This window comes from Actinocorallia sp. B10E7, from assembly GCF_039871655.1.
Classification (GTDB): domain Bacteria; phylum Actinomycetota; class Actinomycetes; order Streptosporangiales; family Streptosporangiaceae; genus Actinocorallia.
On sequence record NZ_JBDPLZ010000001.1, the window covers coordinates 28394 to 46507 of the forward strand.

An 18114-nucleotide genomic window follows, 5' to 3' on the forward strand; every position below is an offset into this window, starting at 1 on the left:
GCCAAAGGGCAGCACTTTCAGGACGGATATCGCAGATATCTGCAATATCCGTTTTTCGAGATCGAACGCCCCGAGAAAGGCCGAGAACCTAGCGGTTCTGCCGCCCTTCCACCTTCGCTCCCAGCCAAATGCCGTAAGCCCACAGAGCACCGAAGACGACACCGAGGATGAACATGGTCGGCACGAAGAAACCCAGCGCCAGCACGAGCACCTGGAAGCCCGTCGCCACCGGCACTCCCCAGGGCCGGCCCAGCGTCCCGGCCAGGAGCAGGGCCAGGACCACCAGCACTCCCCCGGTGATCCCCGCCGTCGCGGCGTCCACCTTCGCGACCGAGATCGCGACCGGAATCGCCAGGGCGAGAATGATCGCCTCACAACTCAAGATCGTGGCGAGCATACGCCGCATTACTTCACCTTCAACAGAACTCGTGCGTCGCCCGCCGTGACGACCGACCCGGTGATGACCACTCCGGAACCGCCGTACTCCCCGGCCTCGTCGGCCAGCGCGACCGCCCGGTCGAACGCGTCGTCCAGCCGTTCGGCCCGGTGCACCCGCTCGGGGCCGAAGATCTCCCCGGCCAGCGCGGCCAGCTCGTCCACCGGCATGCCGCGCGGAGAGGAGTTGCGGGTCACTACCACCTCGGCCAGGACCGGTTCCAGTTCCTCGAGTATGCCGGTGACGTCCTTGTCGGCCGCCACCGCCACCACTCCGACGAGCCTGGTGAAGTCGAAGGACTCGCTCAGCGTCTGGGCCGAGGCGGCCATGCCCGGCGGGTTGTGCGCGGAGTCCAGGATCACGGTGGGGCCGGTGCGGACGACCTCCAGCCTGCCGGGCGAGGCCACCCGGGCGAAGCCCTCCCTGACCAGCGCGGGATCCAGCTGGCCCTCCCCTCCCTCGGGGGTGGAGAAGTCCGAGGAGACGCTGCCGCGGGTCACCTCGGAGGGGTCGAGCACCGCGTTGGTGGGGGCGCCGCCGGCGAACGCCTCGACGGCCGCGAGCGCGACCGCGGCGTTGGCGGCCTGGTGCGCGCCGAACAGCGGCAGGAAGACCTCGTCGTAGTCGCCGTGGATGCCGCGCAGGGTCAGCCGCTGCCCGCCCAGGGCCAGGTCGCGGTGGAGCACCCCGAACTCGATGCCCTCCCGGACGACCTGCGCTTCGGTCTCCACCGCCCGGCGCAGCAGCACCCCGGCGGCGTCCGGCTGCTGCTGGGCGATCACCGCGATCGTGCCGGGCTTGATGATCCCGGCCTTCTCGTGGGCGATGTCCTCGAGCGTGTCGCCCAGGTAGTCGGTGTGGTCCAGGCCGATCGGGGTGATCACCGAGACGGCCGGGTCCACCACGTTGGTGGCGTCCCAGGTGCCGCCCATGCCGATCTCGACGACCGCGACGTCCACCGGGGCGTCCGCGAACGCCGAGTAGGCCATCGCGGTCAGCGTCTCGAAGAACGACAGGCGCACCGGGTGCTTGCCGTCGATGAGCTGCAGATAGGGCTCGACGTCTTCGTAGACCTCGGCGAACCGCTCCTCGCTCAGCGGCTCCCCGTCGATCGCGATGCGCTCGCGCAGCTCGCTCAGATGCGGGCTGGTGAACCGCCCGACGCGCAGCCCCCGCTCGGTGAGCAGCGCGTCGATCATGCGGGACACGCTCGACTTGCCGTTGGTCCCCGCCACCAGGATCACCGGGCAGGCCCGTTGCGGCTCACCCATCAGGTCCAGCAGGTCCTGGATACGATCCAGAGTGGGGTCGAACTCCCATTCGACTCCCCGTGCCATGATCGACGCCACGGCGGTCCGATAATCCGTCACATCCGAAGGCTATCCCGCCTCCGGCGTCCCCCGGTTTCGGCTAGATCCCTTCGGTTCCGGCGTCGGCCTGCCCGGTGCCCCGGTGCCCGGGCCGCTCCTGCGAGCCCTGGTCGTCCTGCTGTCCCCGTGGGCCGGGCCGCTGCCCGGCATCGTCCCGGTGCCGACCGCCGAGGCCGTTGCCCTTGTCCTGCCCTCCCCAGTGGCCGCCCTGGCCGGGCATCCGGGTCTCGGCCTCCCGGCTCATCGAGGAGTCGTGTCCCCGTCCGTCGAAGACCGCCACCGCTCCCGCCATGACGCCTCCGCCGATCAGCGCGCCGAACACGCCCGCCGCCAGGACGCGCGCCGCCGAACCGCGGAACGCCCGCGACATCCGGGCCTTCCGTCCCTCTTCCGGCGGAAGGGCGTCCGGGGCGGGGGCCGCCGTCTCCGGCTGCGCCCCCGCTCCCGCCGAGGCCTCCGGGTGGAGGCCCTCTTCCTCACCAGTCACCCGAGCCCGCTCGGTCGAAGCCCGCTCTTCCAGCGGTTCGGACCCCCTTGTCGCCCGGGGTGCCCGCTCCGGCTGCTGCTGCTCGGTCATCTTCATCTCCCTGGAGAAACCACGCGGCGGAACCGCGTCCTACATTCCTCAGGTTGCCCCCGCCCCCTGAACCGCCGCTGAGTCCCGTATGAGAACCAGCTGAAAGCCGCTCCCGGCGCAGGTGGGACGCCGACGGCCCGGCTCCCCCTCCGGTGGGGAAGCCGGGCCGTCGGTACGGGATCAGCCCGCGGGCAGGGCCGCCAGCTGGGCCTCCAGCCGGGCGATGTCGGCCTGGGCGGCCTCCAGCCGGGCCCTGTTCTTGTTGATCACGGCCTCGGGGGCCTTGGCGACGAAGTCGGCGTTGGCCAGCTTGCCGGACGTCTGGGCGACCTCCTTGCGGGCGGCGGCCAGGTCCTTCTCCAGCCGGGCGCGCTCAGCGGCCACGTCGATGGCGCCGGCGGTGTCCAGCTTCACCACGACGCCCTCGACCGGAAGGGACGCGGTGGTGGTGAAGGAGTCACCGGGAGCCGTCAGCTTCAGCAGGGAGCGGATCTGCTCCTCATAGGAGGCCAGCGGGCTGCCGTCCAGCTCCAGCGCGGCGGTGACCCGCTGCCCGGACTTCAGGCCCTGGTCGGAGCGGAACCGGCGGACCTCGGTGACCAGCCGCTGCAGCGAGGTGACCGTCGCCTCCGCGGTGGCGTCGGCACGCGCGGCGTCGGCCGTCGGCCAGGCCGCGCGGACGATCGTCTCGCGGCCGGTGAGCGCGGTCCACAGCTCCTCGGTGATGAACGGGATCATCGGGTGCAGCAGCCGCAGCACGGTGTCCAGCACCTCGCCCAGCACCCGGCGGGTGGCCTCGGCCGTCGCGCCGCCCTCGGCCAGCGGGACCTTGGACAGCTCCAGGTACCAGTCGCAGACCTCGTCCCAGGCGAAGTGGTAGAGCGCCTCGCACGCCTTGGCGAAGTCGAAGTTCTCGATGTGGGCGTCGACCTCGGCGATGACCGTCTGCAGCCGGGACAGGATCCACGAGTCCGTAGTGGACGGTTCGGCGGGGAGTTCCCCGTTCACGTGCGCGCCGTTCATCAGCGCGAACCGGGTGGCGTTCCACAGCTTGTTGCAGAAGTTGCGCGAGCCCTGCGCCCAGTCCTCGGCGACCGGGACGTCGCTGCCGGGGTTGGCGCCGCGCAGCAGCGTGAACCGGGTGGCGTCGGCGCCGTAGCGGTCGATCCAGTCCAGCGGGTCGACGACGTTGCCGAAGGACTTCGACATCTTCTTGCCGTGCTGGTCGCGGACCATGCCGTGCAGGGCGATGACCTTGAACGGCTCCACGCCGTCCATGGCGTACAGGCCGAACATCATCATCCGGGCGACCCAGAAGAAGAGGATGTCGTAGCCGGTCACCAGGACGGACGTCGGGTAGAAGCGCCGCAGGTCGGGCGTGTCGTCGGGCCAGCCGAGTGTGGAGAAGGGCCACAGCGCGCTGGAGAACCAGGTGTCCAGGACGTCGGAGTCCTGGGTCCAGCCCTCGGGCACCTCCTCGCCGGGGCCGAAGCACCGCTGCTCGCCGTCCGGGCCGTACCAGACCGGGATCCGGTGGCCCCACCACAGCTGCCGGGAGATGCACCAGTCGTGCATGTTGTCGACCCAGGCGAAGTACCGCGAGGACAGCTCCGGCGGCTGGATCCGCACCCGGCCGTCGCGGACCGCGTCGCCCGCGGCCTTGGCCAGCGGCTCGACCTTGACGAACCACTGCAGGGACACCCGCGGCTCGACGACCGTCCGGCAGCGCTGGCAGTGGCCGACGGAGTGCTCGTAGGGGCGGACCTCCTTGACGATGCGGCCCTGCTCGCGCAGCGCCTCCACCACGGCCGCGCGGGCCTCGTAGCGGTCCATGCCCTCGAACGGGCCGGGCGCGGTGACCCGGGCGTGCTCGTCCAGGACGGTCAGCGACGGCAGGCCGTGCCGCTGCCCGATCTCGAAGTCGTTCGGGTCGTGGGCGGGCGTGACCTTGACCGCGCCGGTGCCGAACTCGGGGTCGACGTGCTCGTCGGCCACGACCGGGATGCGGCGGCCGGTCAGCGGCAGTTCGATCTCGGTGCCGACCAGGTGGGCGTACCGCTCGTCGGACGGGTGGACGGCCACCGCGGTGTCGCCGAGCATCGTCTCGGCCCGGGTGGTGGCCACGACGACCTCGTCGGAGTACCTGATGGAGACGAGTTCGCCCTCGCGCTCGGAGTGCTCGACCTCGATGTCCGACAGCGCGGTCAGGCAGCGCGGGCACCAGTTGATGATGCGCTCGGCGCGGTAGATCAGGCCGTCGTCGTACAGCCGCTTGAAGATGGTCAGGACGGCGCGGGACAGGCCCTCGTCCATGGTGAAGCGCTCACGCGACCAGTCGACGCTGTCGCCCAGGCGCTTCATCTGGCCCAGGATCCGGCCGCCGGACTCGGCCTTCCACTGCCACACGCGCTCCTGGAACGCCTCGCGGCCCAGGTCGTGGCGGGTCAGCCCCTCCTTCTTGAGCTCGCGCTCGACCACGTTCTGGGTGGCGATGCCCGCGTGGTCCATGCCCGGCAGCCACAGCGCCTCGTATCCCTGCATGCGCCTGCGGCGTACCAGCGTGTCCTGGATGGAGTGGTCCAGGGCGTGACCCATGTGCAGCGAGCCGGTCACGTTGGGCGGCGGGATGACGATCGTGTACGCCGGGGCGCCGGGATCGCGGTCGGGGTCGGCCTCGAACAGGCCGGCGGAGGTCCACCGCTCGTAGAGCTTCCCCTCGACCTCGGCGGGCGCGTACTGAGTAGGCAACTGGGACTCGGTCACGAACGCCGATTCTACGGGCTGTCAACCCTTGCCACGGGCCGGAGCGAAAGAGCGAGAGACAGAAGACAGCGGATAGGACAGAATAACGTTCTGACCGTTTCCATCGTAAAGCCCCCGGAGATGACCTTGAGTGGTTGGAATCCCCCGCCTCAGGGACCCGGCTACGGCGGGGACCAACCGCCGCAGCAGCCCTACGGACAGCAGCCGTACGGACAGCCCCAGCAGCCGTACGGGCAACCCGCCCAGCCCTACGGGCAGCCGACGCCGCCGCCGTTCGGACAGCCCACGCCCCCGCCCTTCGGGCAGGCCGGATTCAGCCCCGCGCCGCCCAAAAACAACAAGACCGGCCTGATCCTGGCGCTCGCCGGAGCCGCGGTCGTCGTGGTGATCCTCGCCGTGGTCGCCGTCGTGAGCCTGAGCGGCGGCGACGGCATCGGCAGCCAGAAGTACACGGTCAGCGCCCCGGCCACCGCCGGCGGGTACCCGCAGGTCACCGACTCCAGCGGCGACCCCTACGGCAACGCCTTCAAGAACCTGCTCGGCTCGCGCGGCACCGTGGTCTCGGCGACCTACGACGTCAACGGCTCCAAGGTCACCTTCACCGGGGTCAGCGGCACCGACATGGGAGACACCAACGGGTTCCGCCAGGGCCTGGAGAGCTCCAGCGCCGGCGCCCAGGTCACCATCCACGACACCGACCCGGGCGGCTCCGGCACCGCGGGTTGCGCCGAGATCACCGTGGCGACCGTCACCGTGCCGCTGTGCTACTGGCAGACCGACACCTCGCTCGGCATGGTCACGGCCAGCCCGGACATCAACGGAGCCTCCGTCACCTCCATGCAGTGGACCCAGCTGGCCGACATCATGCGCCGGATGCGGCCCGATGTGGAGAAGCCCGCCTGACCCGGGACACGCGTCCCTGTTCGGTGGCTCCGGCGATCGGAGAGAGTTTCCGGTATGTACGGCGTCACCGCGCTCGGCGCGTTCCTGCTGGGGCTCACCGTCGGTGTCATCCTGACCCGGCGGGCGGCCCCCACCGCGGATGACCGTGCCGGAGCGCTCCAGCGCTCCCGGGAACGCATCCTGGCGGCCGCCGAGGAAGAACGCCGGCGGCTGCGGCACGATCTCCACGACGGGCTCGCCCCCACCCTCGCCAGCCTGGCGATGGCCCTCGACACCGCCCGGCTCACCCTGGGCGACCGGCCCGAACGGATCGGCCCGCTGCTGAGCGATCTGCGGCAGCGGCTGGCCGCGGCGGTCGGCGACATCCGGGAACTGGTGGCGGGCCTGCGTCCGCCCGCGCTGGACGACCTCGGCCTGGCCGGCGCGGTCGGCGGGCTGGCGGACGGAATGGACGGAATCATGGTCGAAGTGAAGATCAGCGGTGAGCTGGTCTCGCTTCCCGCGGCGGTCGAGGTCGCCGCGTACCGGATCATCCAGGAGGCGCTCAGCAACGTCCGGCGGCACTCCCTCGCCGCCAGCGCCCTGGTCCGGCTCAACCGCGGCCCCGAGGCCCTCCACCTGGTCGTCGCCGACCCCGGCACCGGCGTCCCGGCCGGCCGGGACGGCGTGGGCCTGGCCGCGATGCGCGAACGCGCCGCCGAGGTGGGCGGCGTCTGCACCATCGGACCCCGACCCGGAGGCGGCACCGCGGTGGTCGCCCGTCTCCCCCTCAACCTGCTCCCGGAGGAACCCAGTCGTGTCCGACGACAACATCCGAGTGATCATCGCTGACGACCATCCCATGTTCCGGCAGGGCCTGCGCGCCCTCCTGGAGGCCCTGGGCATCGAGGTCGTCGGCGAGGCCGAGAACGGTCCTGCGGCCGTCAAGCTCGCCCACGACGTCCAGCCCGACGTGGTCGTGATGGACCTGCACATGCCCGGCGGCAACGGCATCGAGGCCACCCGCACCATCACCCGCACCAGCCCGCACATCGGGGTGCTGGTGCTGACCATGTTCCGCGACGACGACTCGGTGTTCGCCGCGATGCGCGCCGGCGCGCGCGGCTACCTGCTGAAGGAGTCGGGCGCCGAGGAGATCGCACGGGCGGTCCGGGCCGTGGCGGCCGGAGAGGCGATCTACGGGCCGGAGATCGCGCGGCGGGTCCTCACCTACTTCACCGAGATGCCCGACCCGCGCAAGTCGGCCTTCCCCGAGCTCACCGACCGGGAACGGGAGGTGCTCGAGCTGATCGCCCAGGGGCGCAACAACGGGGAGATCGCCGGGATCCTGTTCCTGTCGCCGAAGACGATCCGCAACCACGTCTCCAACATCTTCATGAAACTGCACGTGGCCGACCGCGCGCAGGCGATAGTGCTGGCTCGCGAGGCCGGCCTTGGCACGTAGGACCATCCTGTGGGCCGGGGCGCTGGCCGGCCCGCTGTGCGTCGTCCTGGCGTACGCCTTCCGCTACTCGGTGCCGCTGGAGTACCGCACCAGCCAGTCCTGGCGGCCCGAGGTCATCATGGGCTGCCTGTACCCGGCCGTCGGGGCGTACCTGCTCAGCCGCAGACGGGGGCTGGTGATCGCCAGGCTGCTGTGGGCCATCGGCCTGATCGCGGCGGCCCACTGGCTGCTGGTCCCGTTCTCCCGCTGGGCCCTGCTGCACGACCTGCCGGGCGCGGTCCTGCTGCGCTGGGGCGCCACCTGGCTGTACATGCTGGAGTTCCTCCCGCTGGTGATGATCGTCCCGCTGCTCTTCCCGGACGGCAGGACGCCCTCCCCGCGGTGGCGTCCGGTGCTGTGGCTGTCGGCGCTGATCATCGGCGTCAACATCGTGCACCGGATGTTGCTCCCCGCCGACCTGGGCGTGGGCGGCTACGAGGCCGCCAACCCGTTCGGCGTGCGGGCGCTCCTGGACCTCGACGACGTCTACGTGCGGGGCGTCCAGCCGCTCACGGTGGCGGTCACCTTCCTGAACCTCTTCTCGCTGGCGGTGCGCTTCCGTGCGGGCAGCCCCATCGCCCGGCGGCAGATCGCGCTCATCGCCTATCCGCTGCTGGGCACCGCGCTCGCCGGCTACTCCGATCTCATCTGGCCGGACATGCCGTTCTGGCTGTTCGCCACCCTGACCTGCACCGCGGTGGGCATGGTGCCGATCTCGCTGGCGATCGCCATCATGCGCCACCGGCTCTACGACATCGACGTGATCGTCAACCGGACGCTGGTCTACGGCACCCTGACGCTGATCCTGGGCGCCGTCTACTTCGGGCTCATCGCCCTGGTCAGCAGGCTGGTCGCGGGCCAGGCCGCCGGGTTCTTCGGAGCCCTGACGGTCGGCGCGCTGTTCCAGCCCGTCCGCTCCCGCGTCCAGCTCTCCATCGACCTGCTGTTCGGGGTGGAACGCGACCCCTACCGCCTGGCCGACAAGCTGGCCAGGACCGTCCAGCAGACGGAGGATCCCGCCACCGCGCTGCGGCTGGCCGTGCGGGCGGTGCGCCGCACGCTGGCGGTCGCCGGGGTCTCGGTGGAGATCGACGAGGCGGTCGTGCACACCGACGGGGTGGAGGACGGCCAGGCGCAGGTGGTCCCGCTGGTGTGGCACGGCGAGCAGATCGGCCGGATGCTGCTGTACGGGCCGGGACACGCCGACCACAGGCTGATCGGGGTGCTCACCCGGCACGTCGCCGACCTCGCGCACACCGTCCGGCTCCTGCGGGTCTCCCACGAGACCGTCATCAACACCCGAGAGGACGAGCGCCGCAGGCTCAGCCGCGACCTGCACGACGGGCTCGGCCCCACCCTGGCCGCGCTGGCGCTGTCGGTGGACGCGGCCCGGGTCCGCCTCACCACCGATCCGGAGTCGGTGGAGCCGTCCCTGCTGGCGCTGCGCGAGCGCATGACCACGGCGATGGGAGACATCCGGGAACTGGTGCACGGGCTGCGCCCGCCCGCCCTGGACCGGCTCGGCCTGCTGGGAGCGATCCAGGCGCTCGCCGCGGACCTGCCCGAACCCCGGGTGGACGTGCGCTGCGAAGGCCTTCCCGAGCTCTCCCCCGTCCACGAGGTGACCGCCTACCGGATCATCCAGGAGGCGCTCACCAACGTCCGGCGGCACGCCAAGGCGACCAGCGTGGAGCTGCGGCTGGGCGAGAAGAACGGCGAGCTGGAGATCACCGTCTCGGACGACGGACGGGGCCTGCCGCGCCAGCCGCGGTCGGGGCTGGGCCTGACGTCCATGCGGGAGCGTGCCTCCGAGCTCGGCGGCACCCTCACCGTCGCGTCCCGGCCGGGGGGCGGCACCGTCGTCACCGCCCGGCTGCCCCTGGCCTGAGGACGCCGCGCCTTCATCCCTCCAAGGCCCTGAGATTCCCGCAGAGGAGCGGGGAAGGCCCGGAAGATGCGAAAGACCCGGCTCGGATGAGCCGGGTCTGTCGGGAACGCTCAGGCGCTCTTCTCGCGCGGTTCGCGTTTCGGCGAGCGCTCGCGCGGGACGAGCGTCGGGTTCACGTGCTCCAGCACCGACTCCCGGGTGATGACCACCTGGGCGACGTCCTGCCGGCTGGGCACCTCGTACATCACCGAGAGCAGCACCTCTTCGAGGATGGCGCGCAGGCCCCGGGCCCCGGTGCCGCGCAGGATGGACTGGTCGGCGACGGCCTCGAGGGCGTCGTCGGTGAACTCCAGGTCCACCCCGTCCAGCTCGAACAGGCGCCGGTACTGCTTGATCAGCGCGTTCTTCGGCTCGGTGAGGATGTTGATCAGCGCGTCCCGGTCCAGGTTGTGCACGCTGGTGATGATCGGGAGGCGGCCGACGAACTCGGGGATCATGCCGAACTTCAGCAGGTCCTCGGGCATGACATCGCCGAAGATGTCGCTGTTCTTGGCGAAGTCGACCTTCGAGCGGATGACCGCGCCGAAGCCCACGCCCTGCTTGCCCACCCGGGACTCGATGATCTTCTCGAGGCCGGAGAAGGCGCCGCCGCAGATGAACAGGACGTTGGTGGTGTCGATCTGGATGAACTCCTGGTGCGGGTGCTTGCGGCCGCCCTGGGGCGGGACCGAGGCGGTCGTGCCCTCCAGGATCTTCAGCAGGGCCTGCTGCACGCCCTCCCCGGAGACGTCCCGGGTGATCGACGGGTTCTCGCTCTTGCGGGCGATCTTGTCGACCTCGTCGATGTAGATGATGCCCGTCTCGGCCTTCTTGACGTCGTAGTCGGCGGCCTGGATGAGCTTCAGCAGGATGTTCTCGACGTCCTCACCGACATAGCCGGCCTCGGTCAGAGCCGTGGCGTCCGCGATGGCGAACGGGACGTTGAGCAGTTTGGCCAGGGTCTGCGCGAGCAGCGTCTTGCCGGATCCGGTCGGGCCGAGCAGCAGGATGTTCGACTTGGACAGTTCGATCCCGTCGTCCCGCGAGTCTCCGGACTGGATCCGCTTGTAGTGGTTGTAGACCGCGACGGACAGCGCCTTCTTGGCCTTCTCCTGCCCGATCACATAGCCGTCGAGAAACTCGTAGATCTCCCGGGGCTTGGGCAGGCTGTCCCACTTGAGGTCCGAGCTCTCGGAGAGCTCCTCCTCGATGATCTCGTTACAGAGATCGATGCACTCGTCGCAGATGTACACACCCGGGCCCGCGATGAGCTTCTTGACCTGCTTCTGTGATTTGCCGCAGAAAGAGCATTTCAGCAGGTCACCACCGTCGCCGATGCGTGCCACCCGGTTGTCTCCTTTTCGTGGGGCCGCCTTGCGCCCGGCGGTGCGCGGAGCTTTCGTTCCCCGCACCGCCGGCAAAGGCTGCTTCGACGGTACCGTCTCCGGGGCGCCGGGTCACATCCCGAGGAAGCGGGATCTGACCGCGAAGCCGGGGGTCTCCCCGAACTTAGCGCCGTCTTACGAAGACACTACCTCTACCCGGCGCTTCTTACTGACAAAGACATCGTCGATCAGACCGTAGGCCTTGGCCTCGTCCGCCGTGAGGATCTTGTCGCGCTCGATGTCCTGGCGGACCTCTTCGACCGACTTGTTGCTGTGCCGGGCGATGATGGTCTCCAGCTGCTCGCGGATGCGCATGATCTCGCGGGCCTGGATCTCGATGTCCGAGCCCTGCCCGTAGGTGCCCTCCGTGGCGGGCTGGTGGATCAGGACCCGCGCGTGCGGCAGCGCCGCCCGCTTGCCCGGCGTGCCCGCGCCCAGCAGCACCGCCGCCGCCGAGGCCGCCTGGCCGATGCAGACCGTCTGGATGTCGGGCTTGACGTACTGCATCGTGTCGTAGATGGCCGTCATCGCGGTGAAGGAGCCACCGGGTGAGTTGATGTAGATGCTGATGTCACGATCGGGGTCGATCGACTCCAGGGTCAACAGCTGGGCCATCACGTCGTTGGCGGACGCGTCGTCGATCTGCACGCCGAGGAAGATGATCCGCTCTTCGAAGAGCTTGTTGTACGGGTTCATCTCCTTGACCCCGTACGCGGTCCGCTCGACGAAGGACGGAATGATGTAGCGGCTGTCGACCGGCTGAACGCCGCCGGCACGAATCTCCATGCTGCTCTCCATAATCGGACGGCTGCTCTGCATGATCGGTCGGAACCCCTCCATCAGGAGACCGGGCCCTCGGAGGGAACCTCGTTGGCGCTGGTGACCACGTGGTCGACCAGTCCGTAGACCTTGGCCTCCTCCGCGGTGAACCAGCGGTCGCGGTCGGAGTCGGCGGTGATCTGCTCGACCGTCTGGCCGGTGTGGTAGGCGATCCGCTCCGCGAGCGTCTTCTTGACGTAGAGCATCTGCTCGGCCTGGATCTTGATGTCCGAGGCGGTACCGCCGATGCCGCCCGAAGGCTGGTGCATCATGATGCGCGCGTGCGGAAGGGCGTAACGCTTGCCCGGGGTGCCCGCGCAGAGCAGGAACTGCCCCATGGACGCCGCCAGACCCATGCCGACCGTCACGATGTCGTTCGGCACGTACTCCATGATGTCGTAGATCGCCATGCCGGCGGTCACGGAGCCACCCGGAGAGTTGATGTAAAAGGTAATGTCGCGCTTTCCGTCCTCGGCCGACAGCAGCAGCAGCTCGGCGGCGAGGCGGTTGGCGATGTCGTCGTCGACCTGCTGGCCGAGGACCACGATCCGCTTGCGCAGCAGCTGCTGGTGCAGGGCCTCCTGCGCGGCGATGGCCTGCAGTCCGCCGCCCTCACGGGCGAAGAGCGGATCGTGGAAAATCGGAGGCTTGCTCACCCTGTTCCTCCGTAGGTGTCTGGCGAGTTCTGATCCCTGAACGGTCGGATGATTGGACACTAACGCGCCCCGCGGGGGCCTCACGCCATACGGGCGTTCTTTTCGCTGGCGGCGTACCCTCCGCCCTTTTCCCGACCCGGGGTTTAGCCGCGAGCGAACGGTGGTTTGAACGCCGACGCCCCGCATGCCATTTCCGGCATACGGGGCGCATTTGGGCTTTTTACACAAATCAGGCCTTGGCGGAGCCCTCTTCGTCCTCGGCGTCCTTCGCCTCGGCGGTCTCGGCGCTCTCGCCGGCCTCCTCGACGACCTCGGCTTCGGCGACCTCTCCGGTCTCCTCGACGACCTCGGCTTCGGCGACCTCTCCGGTCTCCTCGGCCTCCTCGACGGCCTCCTCGGCGGCGGTCTCGCCGTTGATCTCCCTGCGGAGCGCCTCGAGGTCGAGCTCGTTACCGGACTCGTCCGAGATCTTGACGTGCTCGACGATGAGGTTGAGCGCCTTGCTGCGCAGCACCTCGGCGACGAGAGCCGGGATCTGGTTGTTCTCGGTGAGGTACTGGGCGAGCTGCTGCGGCGGCAGGTTCATCTGCATGGCCTGGCTGACCACGTACTCGCTGAGCTCCTCGTTCTCGACGCCCAGCTCCTCGGTGAGGGCGAGCTGGTCGAGGATGAAGCCGCCCTTGACCGCCTTGCGGGCGGCCTCGTCGAGCTCGGCGTCGAACTCCTCGGGGGTCTTCTCCTCCTCGGCCAGGTAGGCCTCGCGGGTCAGACCGGCGTAGGCCAGCTGCTGGTCGAGCTGCTCGTTGCGGCGGGACTTCTCGCTCTCCACCACGCTCTCGGGCAGCGGGACCTCGACCTTCTCCAGGAGGGCCTCCAGGGCCTTGTCCCGGGCCTGGCCGATCTGGTTCATCTTCTTCTGCCGGTCGAGGCGCCTGCGGACGTCGTCCTTGAGCTCCTCGATGGTGTCGAACTCCGAGGCCAGCTGCGCGAACTCGTCGTCGGCCTCGGGCAGCTCCTTGACCTTCACCGACTGGACGGTGACGGTGACCTCGGCCTCCTCGCCCTGGCGGGAACCGGCCACGAGCGTGGTGGTGAAGGTCTTGGACTCGCCGGCGGACAGGCCGGTGATCGCCTCGTTGAGGCCCTCGATGGCGCCCTCGGTGCCGACCTCGTAGGAGTAGCCCTTGGTGGCGGCGTCCTCGACGGTCTCGCCGTCGATGGCGGCGCTCAGGTCGATGGTGGCGGTGTCGCCCTCGGCGGCGGCGCGCTCGACGGTGGTGAGGGTGGCGAAGCGCTCACGCAGGTTGTCGAGGGTCTCGGCGACCTCCTCGTCGGTGACGACCGCGTCGTCGACCGTGACGGGCAGGCCCTCGTACTCGGGCACCTCGAAGGTCGGGCGGACGTCGACCTCGGCGGTGAACTCGAACTCCTTGCCGTCGTCGAGCTTGGTCACCTCGACCTCGGGCTGGCCGAGGACGAAGAGCTCCTTCTCCTCGATCGCCGCGCCGTACAGGCCCGGAAGCGCGTCGTTGACGGCCTCCTGGAGCACCGCGCCGCGACCCACGTACTGGTCGATCAGGCGCGCGGGTGCCTTGCCCGGGCGGAAGCCCTTGAGCCGCACCTGCTTGGCGAGCTCCTTGTAAGCCTTGTCGAGGCTCGGCTTGAGCTCTTCGAACGGAACTTCGATGGTGAGCTTCACCCGGGTCGGGGTCAGCTCCTCGACAGCGGTCTTCACTGGGGCAGGTCTCCTTGATCCGGCGGTTCACACGGCTCGGCGCGCTGTGGCGCGGCCCTGCCAGGCCGCGAGCGAGAGCGGCCGCCGGTCTCACGTGGTCGTTTCGGGCGGCACAGCACATGCCTATGCGGCCCTCAGTCTAGGGGGTCACGGCCACCTCCCGTGACATGCCTTCGCGCGCGCCGCCTCTCTCATGGGCCTTTTGACGTCTCTTCCGGCCCCCGGGAGGCGGCGGGGGAAGGGGAGGATGATCGTCCGCTGTGGAACACCACCCTCCCGGCGGCCGCCGAGCGGCTAGACTGTCGCGCGTCACGGGCTGTGGCGCAGCTTGGTAGCGCGCTTGCTTTGGGTGCAAGAAGCCGTGGGTTCAAATCCCGCCAGCCCGACAAACAGGAGAGAGCCCCGGCGTCATGACGCCGGGGCTCTTTTTGTCAGCGGGGATGTCGGCCGGTCCCTGGAGACCGGCCGGGCCCCGGGTCAGACACCTGCCTGGGCGAGGCTGACCTTCTCCGTGCCCACGGTGAGGCGACGGCGCAGGTAGGCGCTCCACGTGAGCAGGACGCACACCGCGTAGAAGACCGCGAGGATCACCAGTGCGGCGCTGATCGCCTTGGTCTCCTCCAGCGAGATGCGGAAGATCTGCTGGATCAGCACGCCGCCGAAGGCGCCGACCGCGGAGGAGATGCCGATCGCGGCCGCCGCGTTGCGGCGGGCGGTGCCCAGCGCCGAGGCGACGGCCCCCTCGTCGTCCCGGTCGACGCCCTCCAGCGCCTTGTTGCGGAAGATCGCCGGGATCATCTTGTAGGTGGAGCCGTTGCCGATCCCGGTCGTGGCGAAGACCAGCAGGAAGGCCGCCAGGAAGAAGGCCCAGTTGGCGGCGTCCACCGCGAACCACACCGCGACGATCCCCAGCCCCATGGCCAGGAAGTTCCAGAACGTCACCCGCGCGCCGCCGAGCCGGTCGGCCAGCAGGCCGCCGAGCGGGCGGGCCACGGAGCCGACCAGCGCGCCGAGCCAGATGTAGTTGCTCGCGCTGATCTCGGGGAACTGGTTCTTGATCAGTACTCCGAAGGAGAAGGAGTAGCCGATGAACGAGCCGAAGGTGCCGATGTAGAGCACCGACATGATGATCGTGTGCGGCTTGCGGGAGATCCCCCACATCTCCTTGATCGTGTAGGAGCTGGTGGCGTGGCGCAGGTTGTTCATGAAGAAGTAGGCGCCGACGGCGGCGACCAGCACCAGCGGCATCCACACCCAGCCGACGGCGACCAGGCCGGCCGCGACGATCAGCGGCGGCATGGTCAGCTGGGTGACGCTCACGCCGATGTTGCCGCCCGCGGCGTTGAGGCCCAGCGGGAGTCCCTGCTTGGTGGTCGGGTAGTAGTGCGTGATGTTCGACATCGAGGAGGCGAAGTTGCCGCCTCCCAGACCGGTCGTGGCGGCGATGAGCAGCAGCGCCCAGAACGGGATGTCGGGGTTCTCGATCGCGTAGACGAACAGCGCGCACGGGATCAGCAGCAGCAGCGCGCTGATGATGGTGAAGTTCCGTCCGCCGAACCGCGCGGGCCCGAAGGTGTAGGGGATGCGCAGGGCCGCGCCCACCAGGTTGGGCAGGGTCGTCAGCCACAGGGTCTCCCCGACGCTGAGCGCGACGCCCACCTTGTCGAGGTTGATGACGGCGATGCTCCACAGCAGCCAGACGCAGAAGCCCAGGTGCTCGGTGACGATCGACCAGACGAGGTTGCGGCGGGCGACGTGCTTGCCGGTCTCGTTCCAGAACTGCTCGTCGTCGGGTCGCCAGTCCTCGATCCAGCGGCCCTGTCCTGCGCTGGGCGCCTTGGGCCTTTCGCCGGTCAGCGTGGTCATGCCCTGCCTCCAGGTACTTCTGTTCTGCTCGGTCGTTGCGTTGCCCTGAAGGTAGGTGTGCGCTTCTTCCCGGCTGTTGCCGCGAGGTCAAGACCCGATTACCTGTCACGCACTCGGCCCGGCGCGTCCTGTGAGCCCTTCTTGACGCTGCGGAGCCGGTCCGTGAGGAGCCGGTAACATTTCCGTTACCGGACTGGTCAGGTATATGCCGCAGGCTTATCGGACACTGTTCGGCGGGTTTCGGACGCTCCCCATCCCGGGACTCCCCGATCCGCTCCCAGAACCCCGAAGGGAGCCCGGCACGTGCCGGGGGGATCGCCTCGATTGGTCCGCCGCACGGCATTGGGCCAAAATCGGCCTTTGGACTTTCGTGCTGTACCCAAGGAGGGGAAGCAGTGGACGTAGAACAGACGGCACTGCCCGGGATAGGGCTGCGCCATGAGTTCACCACCCGCGCCGGACGCCGGATCGGCGTCGTGTCCTACCGGACCGGCCGACGCGACCTGGTGATCTACGACAAGGCGGACCCGGACCGGGCCTGCGAGACCGTCAAGCTCAACGACGAGGAGGCCGACGCCCTCGTCGAGCTGCTCGGCGCGCCCCGCATCGTCCAGCGGCTCAACGACCTCCACCGCGAGGTGGAGGGCCTGGTCAGCCTGCAGGTGCCGGTCTCGTCCAGGTGGCACGGCAAGACCATGGGCTCGGCCCAGGTCCGCACCCTGACGGGCGCCTCCATCGTGGCGGTCGTCCGAGGCGGCCAGGTCAACACCAGCCCCCTGCCGGACTTCGTCCTGCGGGAGCACGACGTCGCGGTGCTGGTGGGAGACCTGGAGAGCACCGAGGGCGCGACTCAGATCTTGACCGGCGGGTAGGGGAGCGCGTGCACGACATAGCAATTCTGTTCCTGGAACTGGGCGGCATCATCCTCGCCCTCGGAGTCCTCGGCTCCTTCGCCCTCCGCGCGGGCATCTCCCCCATCCCGCTCTACCTCATCGCCGGCCTCGCCTTCGGCCACGGCGGAATCCTGTCCCTGGGCACCAGCGAGGAGTTCGTCCACACCGCCTCGGAGATCGGTGTCGTCCTCCTCCTGCTCACCCTCGGCCTGGAGTACAACGCCGACGAGCTGGTGACCTCCCTGAAAGGCAACGCCAGAGGCGGCCTGGTCGACCTCGTGCTGAACGCGGCCCCCGGCGCCATCATCGCGCTGGTACTGGGCTGGGGCCCGGTCGCGGCCATCGCGATGGCCGGCGTCACCTACGCCACTTCCTCCGGCATCACCGCGAAGGTCCTCACCGACCTGGGCTGGATCGGTAACCGCGAAACCCCTGTCGTGCTGTCGCTACTGGTCTTCGAGGACCTCACGATGGCCGTCTACCTGCCGATCCTCACCGCCGTCCTGGCTGGCGCGGGCTTCGCCGCCGGAGCCACCAGCGTCGGCATCGCGCTGGCCACGGTCACCGTGGTCCTCGTCGTCTCGCTGAAGTTCGGCCGCTACCTCGAGATGTTCGTCTCCAGCCCCAACTCCGAGGTCCTGCTGCTCAAGGTGCTGGGCCTGGCGCTGCTGGTCGCGGGCATCGCCCAGCAGCTGCAGGTCTCCGCCGCGGTCGGCGCGTTCCTCGTCGGCGTCGCCCTGTCGGGGCAGCTCGCCCACGAGGCGCAGGAGCTGCTGGCCCCGCTGCGCGACCTGTTCGCCGCGGTGTTCTTCGTGTTCTTCGGCCTCAACACCGACCCCGCCAAGATCCTGCCGGTGGCCGGGCTGGCGCTGCTGCTGGCCTTCGTCAGCATCATCACGAAGCTGCTCACCGGCTACTACGCGGCGCAGAAGGCGGGCATCGGCCGGGCCGGGCGGGCCAGGGCCGGAATCGCGCTGGTCCCCCGAGGCGAGTTCAACATCGTCATCGCGGGTCTGGCCGTGTCGGCAGGAGCCCACCCGGACCTCGGCCCGCTGGCCGCGGGCTACGTCCTCATCCTCGCGGCGTTCGGCCCGCTGGCGGCGCGGCTGCTGCAGCCCCTCATCACCTCGCTGGCCGCCCGCCCCGAGGAGCACCTCCCCTTCTTCCTGCGGAAGAAGGCCGAGAAAGGACAGCGGCAGACGGCCGAAGCGTCCGACGACTCGGGCGAAGCCGATGCGGAGCCCGGGAGGCCCGTCTCCGTCGAGGACGGAGACGGCGAGCCCGTCAGGAACTGAGCCCCG

General features: G+C 69.6%; 15 protein-coding genes and 1 tRNA gene. 7 read left to right on the top strand and 9 right to left on the bottom strand.

Annotation, left to right across the window (positions count from 1 at the left end; genetic code table 11):
* Window positions 1-88: 88 nt before the first annotated feature.
* From ABGB12_RS00145 to ABGB12_RS00160, 4 genes are all read right to left on the bottom strand, one after another.
* Window positions 89-406 carry a DUF4233 domain-containing protein gene (locus ABGB12_RS00145; RefSeq protein ID WP_347673444.1) on the bottom strand — a complete coding sequence of 106 codons (318 nt, stop codon included), beginning with the start codon at window positions 404-406 and terminating at the stop codon, window positions 89-91.
* Window positions 406-1773 (bottom strand): folylpolyglutamate synthase/dihydrofolate synthase family protein, encoded by a 1368-nt coding sequence (locus ABGB12_RS00150; protein WP_347674989.1) that lies wholly within the window; start codon window positions 1771-1773, stop codon window positions 406-408. Before ABGB12_RS00150 ends, ABGB12_RS00145 begins: the two co-directional genes overlap by 1 nt.
* 73 nt (window positions 1774-1846) lie before the next feature.
* Window positions 1847-2383, bottom strand: coding sequence for a hypothetical protein (locus ABGB12_RS00155; protein WP_347673446.1), 537 nt, complete (start codon window positions 2381-2383; stop codon window positions 1847-1849).
* Window positions 2384-2563: 180 nt separating this feature from the next.
* A complete protein-coding gene (locus ABGB12_RS00160; RefSeq protein WP_347673447.1) occupies window positions 2564-5146 on the bottom strand; it encodes a valine--tRNA ligase in 2583 nt (860 codons plus the stop codon).
* Window positions 5147-5266: 120 nt separating this feature from the next.
* Here ABGB12_RS00160 and ABGB12_RS00165 point away from each other — a divergent pair, with 120 nt between their 5' ends.
* Genes ABGB12_RS00165 through ABGB12_RS00180 form a run of 4 tightly spaced genes read left to right on the top strand, consistent with a single transcriptional unit; the run spans window position 5267 to window position 9420 of the window.
* Window positions 5267-6049: a hypothetical protein gene (locus tag ABGB12_RS00165; protein ID WP_347673449.1), complete on the top strand. Its 783-nt coding sequence runs from the start codon at window positions 5267-5269 to the stop codon at window positions 6047-6049.
* Between the two features lie 54 nt (window positions 6050-6103).
* Entirely contained in the window at window positions 6104-6880 is a 777-nt protein-coding gene (locus ABGB12_RS00170; protein ID WP_347673451.1) for a sensor histidine kinase, read from the top strand.
* Window positions 6846-7493, top strand: coding sequence for a response regulator transcription factor (locus ABGB12_RS00175; RefSeq protein WP_347673452.1), 648 nt, complete (start codon window positions 6846-6848; stop codon window positions 7491-7493). Before ABGB12_RS00170 ends, ABGB12_RS00175 begins: the two co-directional genes overlap by 35 nt.
* A complete protein-coding gene (locus ABGB12_RS00180; RefSeq protein WP_347673454.1) occupies window positions 7483-9420 on the top strand; it encodes a sensor histidine kinase in 1938 nt (645 codons plus the stop codon). The genes ABGB12_RS00175 and ABGB12_RS00180 overlap by 11 nt, the downstream gene beginning before the upstream one ends.
* A 110-nt stretch (window positions 9421-9530) precedes the next feature.
* Here ABGB12_RS00180 and clpX read toward each other — a convergent pair whose 3' ends face one another.
* The 4 genes from clpX to tig all read right to left on the bottom strand — a co-directional run bounded on the left by clpX (window position 9531) and on the right by tig (window position 14054).
* Window positions 9531-10805 carry an ATP-dependent Clp protease ATP-binding subunit ClpX gene (gene clpX, locus ABGB12_RS00185; RefSeq protein WP_347673456.1) on the bottom strand — a complete coding sequence of 425 codons (1275 nt, stop codon included), beginning with the start codon at window positions 10803-10805 and terminating at the stop codon, window positions 9531-9533.
* Window positions 10806-10979: 174 nt separating this feature from the next.
* A complete protein-coding gene (locus tag ABGB12_RS00190) occupies window positions 10980-11630 on the bottom strand; it encodes an ATP-dependent Clp protease proteolytic subunit (RefSeq protein WP_347673457.1) in 651 nt (216 codons plus the stop codon).
* Between the two features lie 53 nt (window positions 11631-11683).
* Window positions 11684-12265, bottom strand: coding sequence for an ATP-dependent Clp protease proteolytic subunit (locus ABGB12_RS00195; protein ID WP_347674991.1), 582 nt, complete (start codon window positions 12263-12265; stop codon window positions 11684-11686).
* 283 nt (window positions 12266-12548) lie between these two features.
* A complete protein-coding gene (gene tig / locus ABGB12_RS00200; protein WP_347673459.1) occupies window positions 12549-14054 on the bottom strand; it encodes a trigger factor in 1506 nt (501 codons plus the stop codon).
* Window positions 14055-14366: 312 nt separating this feature from the next.
* Here tig and ABGB12_RS00205 point away from each other — a divergent pair.
* Window positions 14367-14440 (top strand) — tRNA-Pro (locus ABGB12_RS00205).
* A 91-nt stretch (window positions 14441-14531) separates the two neighbouring features.
* Here the strand turns inward: ABGB12_RS00205 and ABGB12_RS00210 are convergent.
* Window positions 14532-15920, bottom strand: coding sequence for an MFS transporter (locus ABGB12_RS00210; RefSeq protein ID WP_347673461.1), 1389 nt, complete (start codon window positions 15918-15920; stop codon window positions 14532-14534).
* 395 nt (window positions 15921-16315) lie between these two features.
* Here ABGB12_RS00210 and ABGB12_RS00215 point away from each other — a divergent pair, with 395 nt between their 5' ends.
* Both ABGB12_RS00215 and ABGB12_RS00220 read left to right on the top strand, forming a co-directional pair.
* Entirely contained in the window at window positions 16316-16792 is a 477-nt protein-coding gene (locus ABGB12_RS00215; RefSeq protein WP_347673462.1) for a TrkA C-terminal domain-containing protein, read from the top strand.
* 8 nt (window positions 16793-16800) lie between these two features.
* The gene (locus tag ABGB12_RS00220) at window positions 16801-18108 is read left to right on the top strand and encodes a cation:proton antiporter (RefSeq protein ID WP_347673464.1); all 1308 of its coding nucleotides are present in this window, start codon (window positions 16801-16803) and stop codon (window positions 18106-18108) included.
* Window positions 18109-18114: the final 6 nt, after the last annotated feature.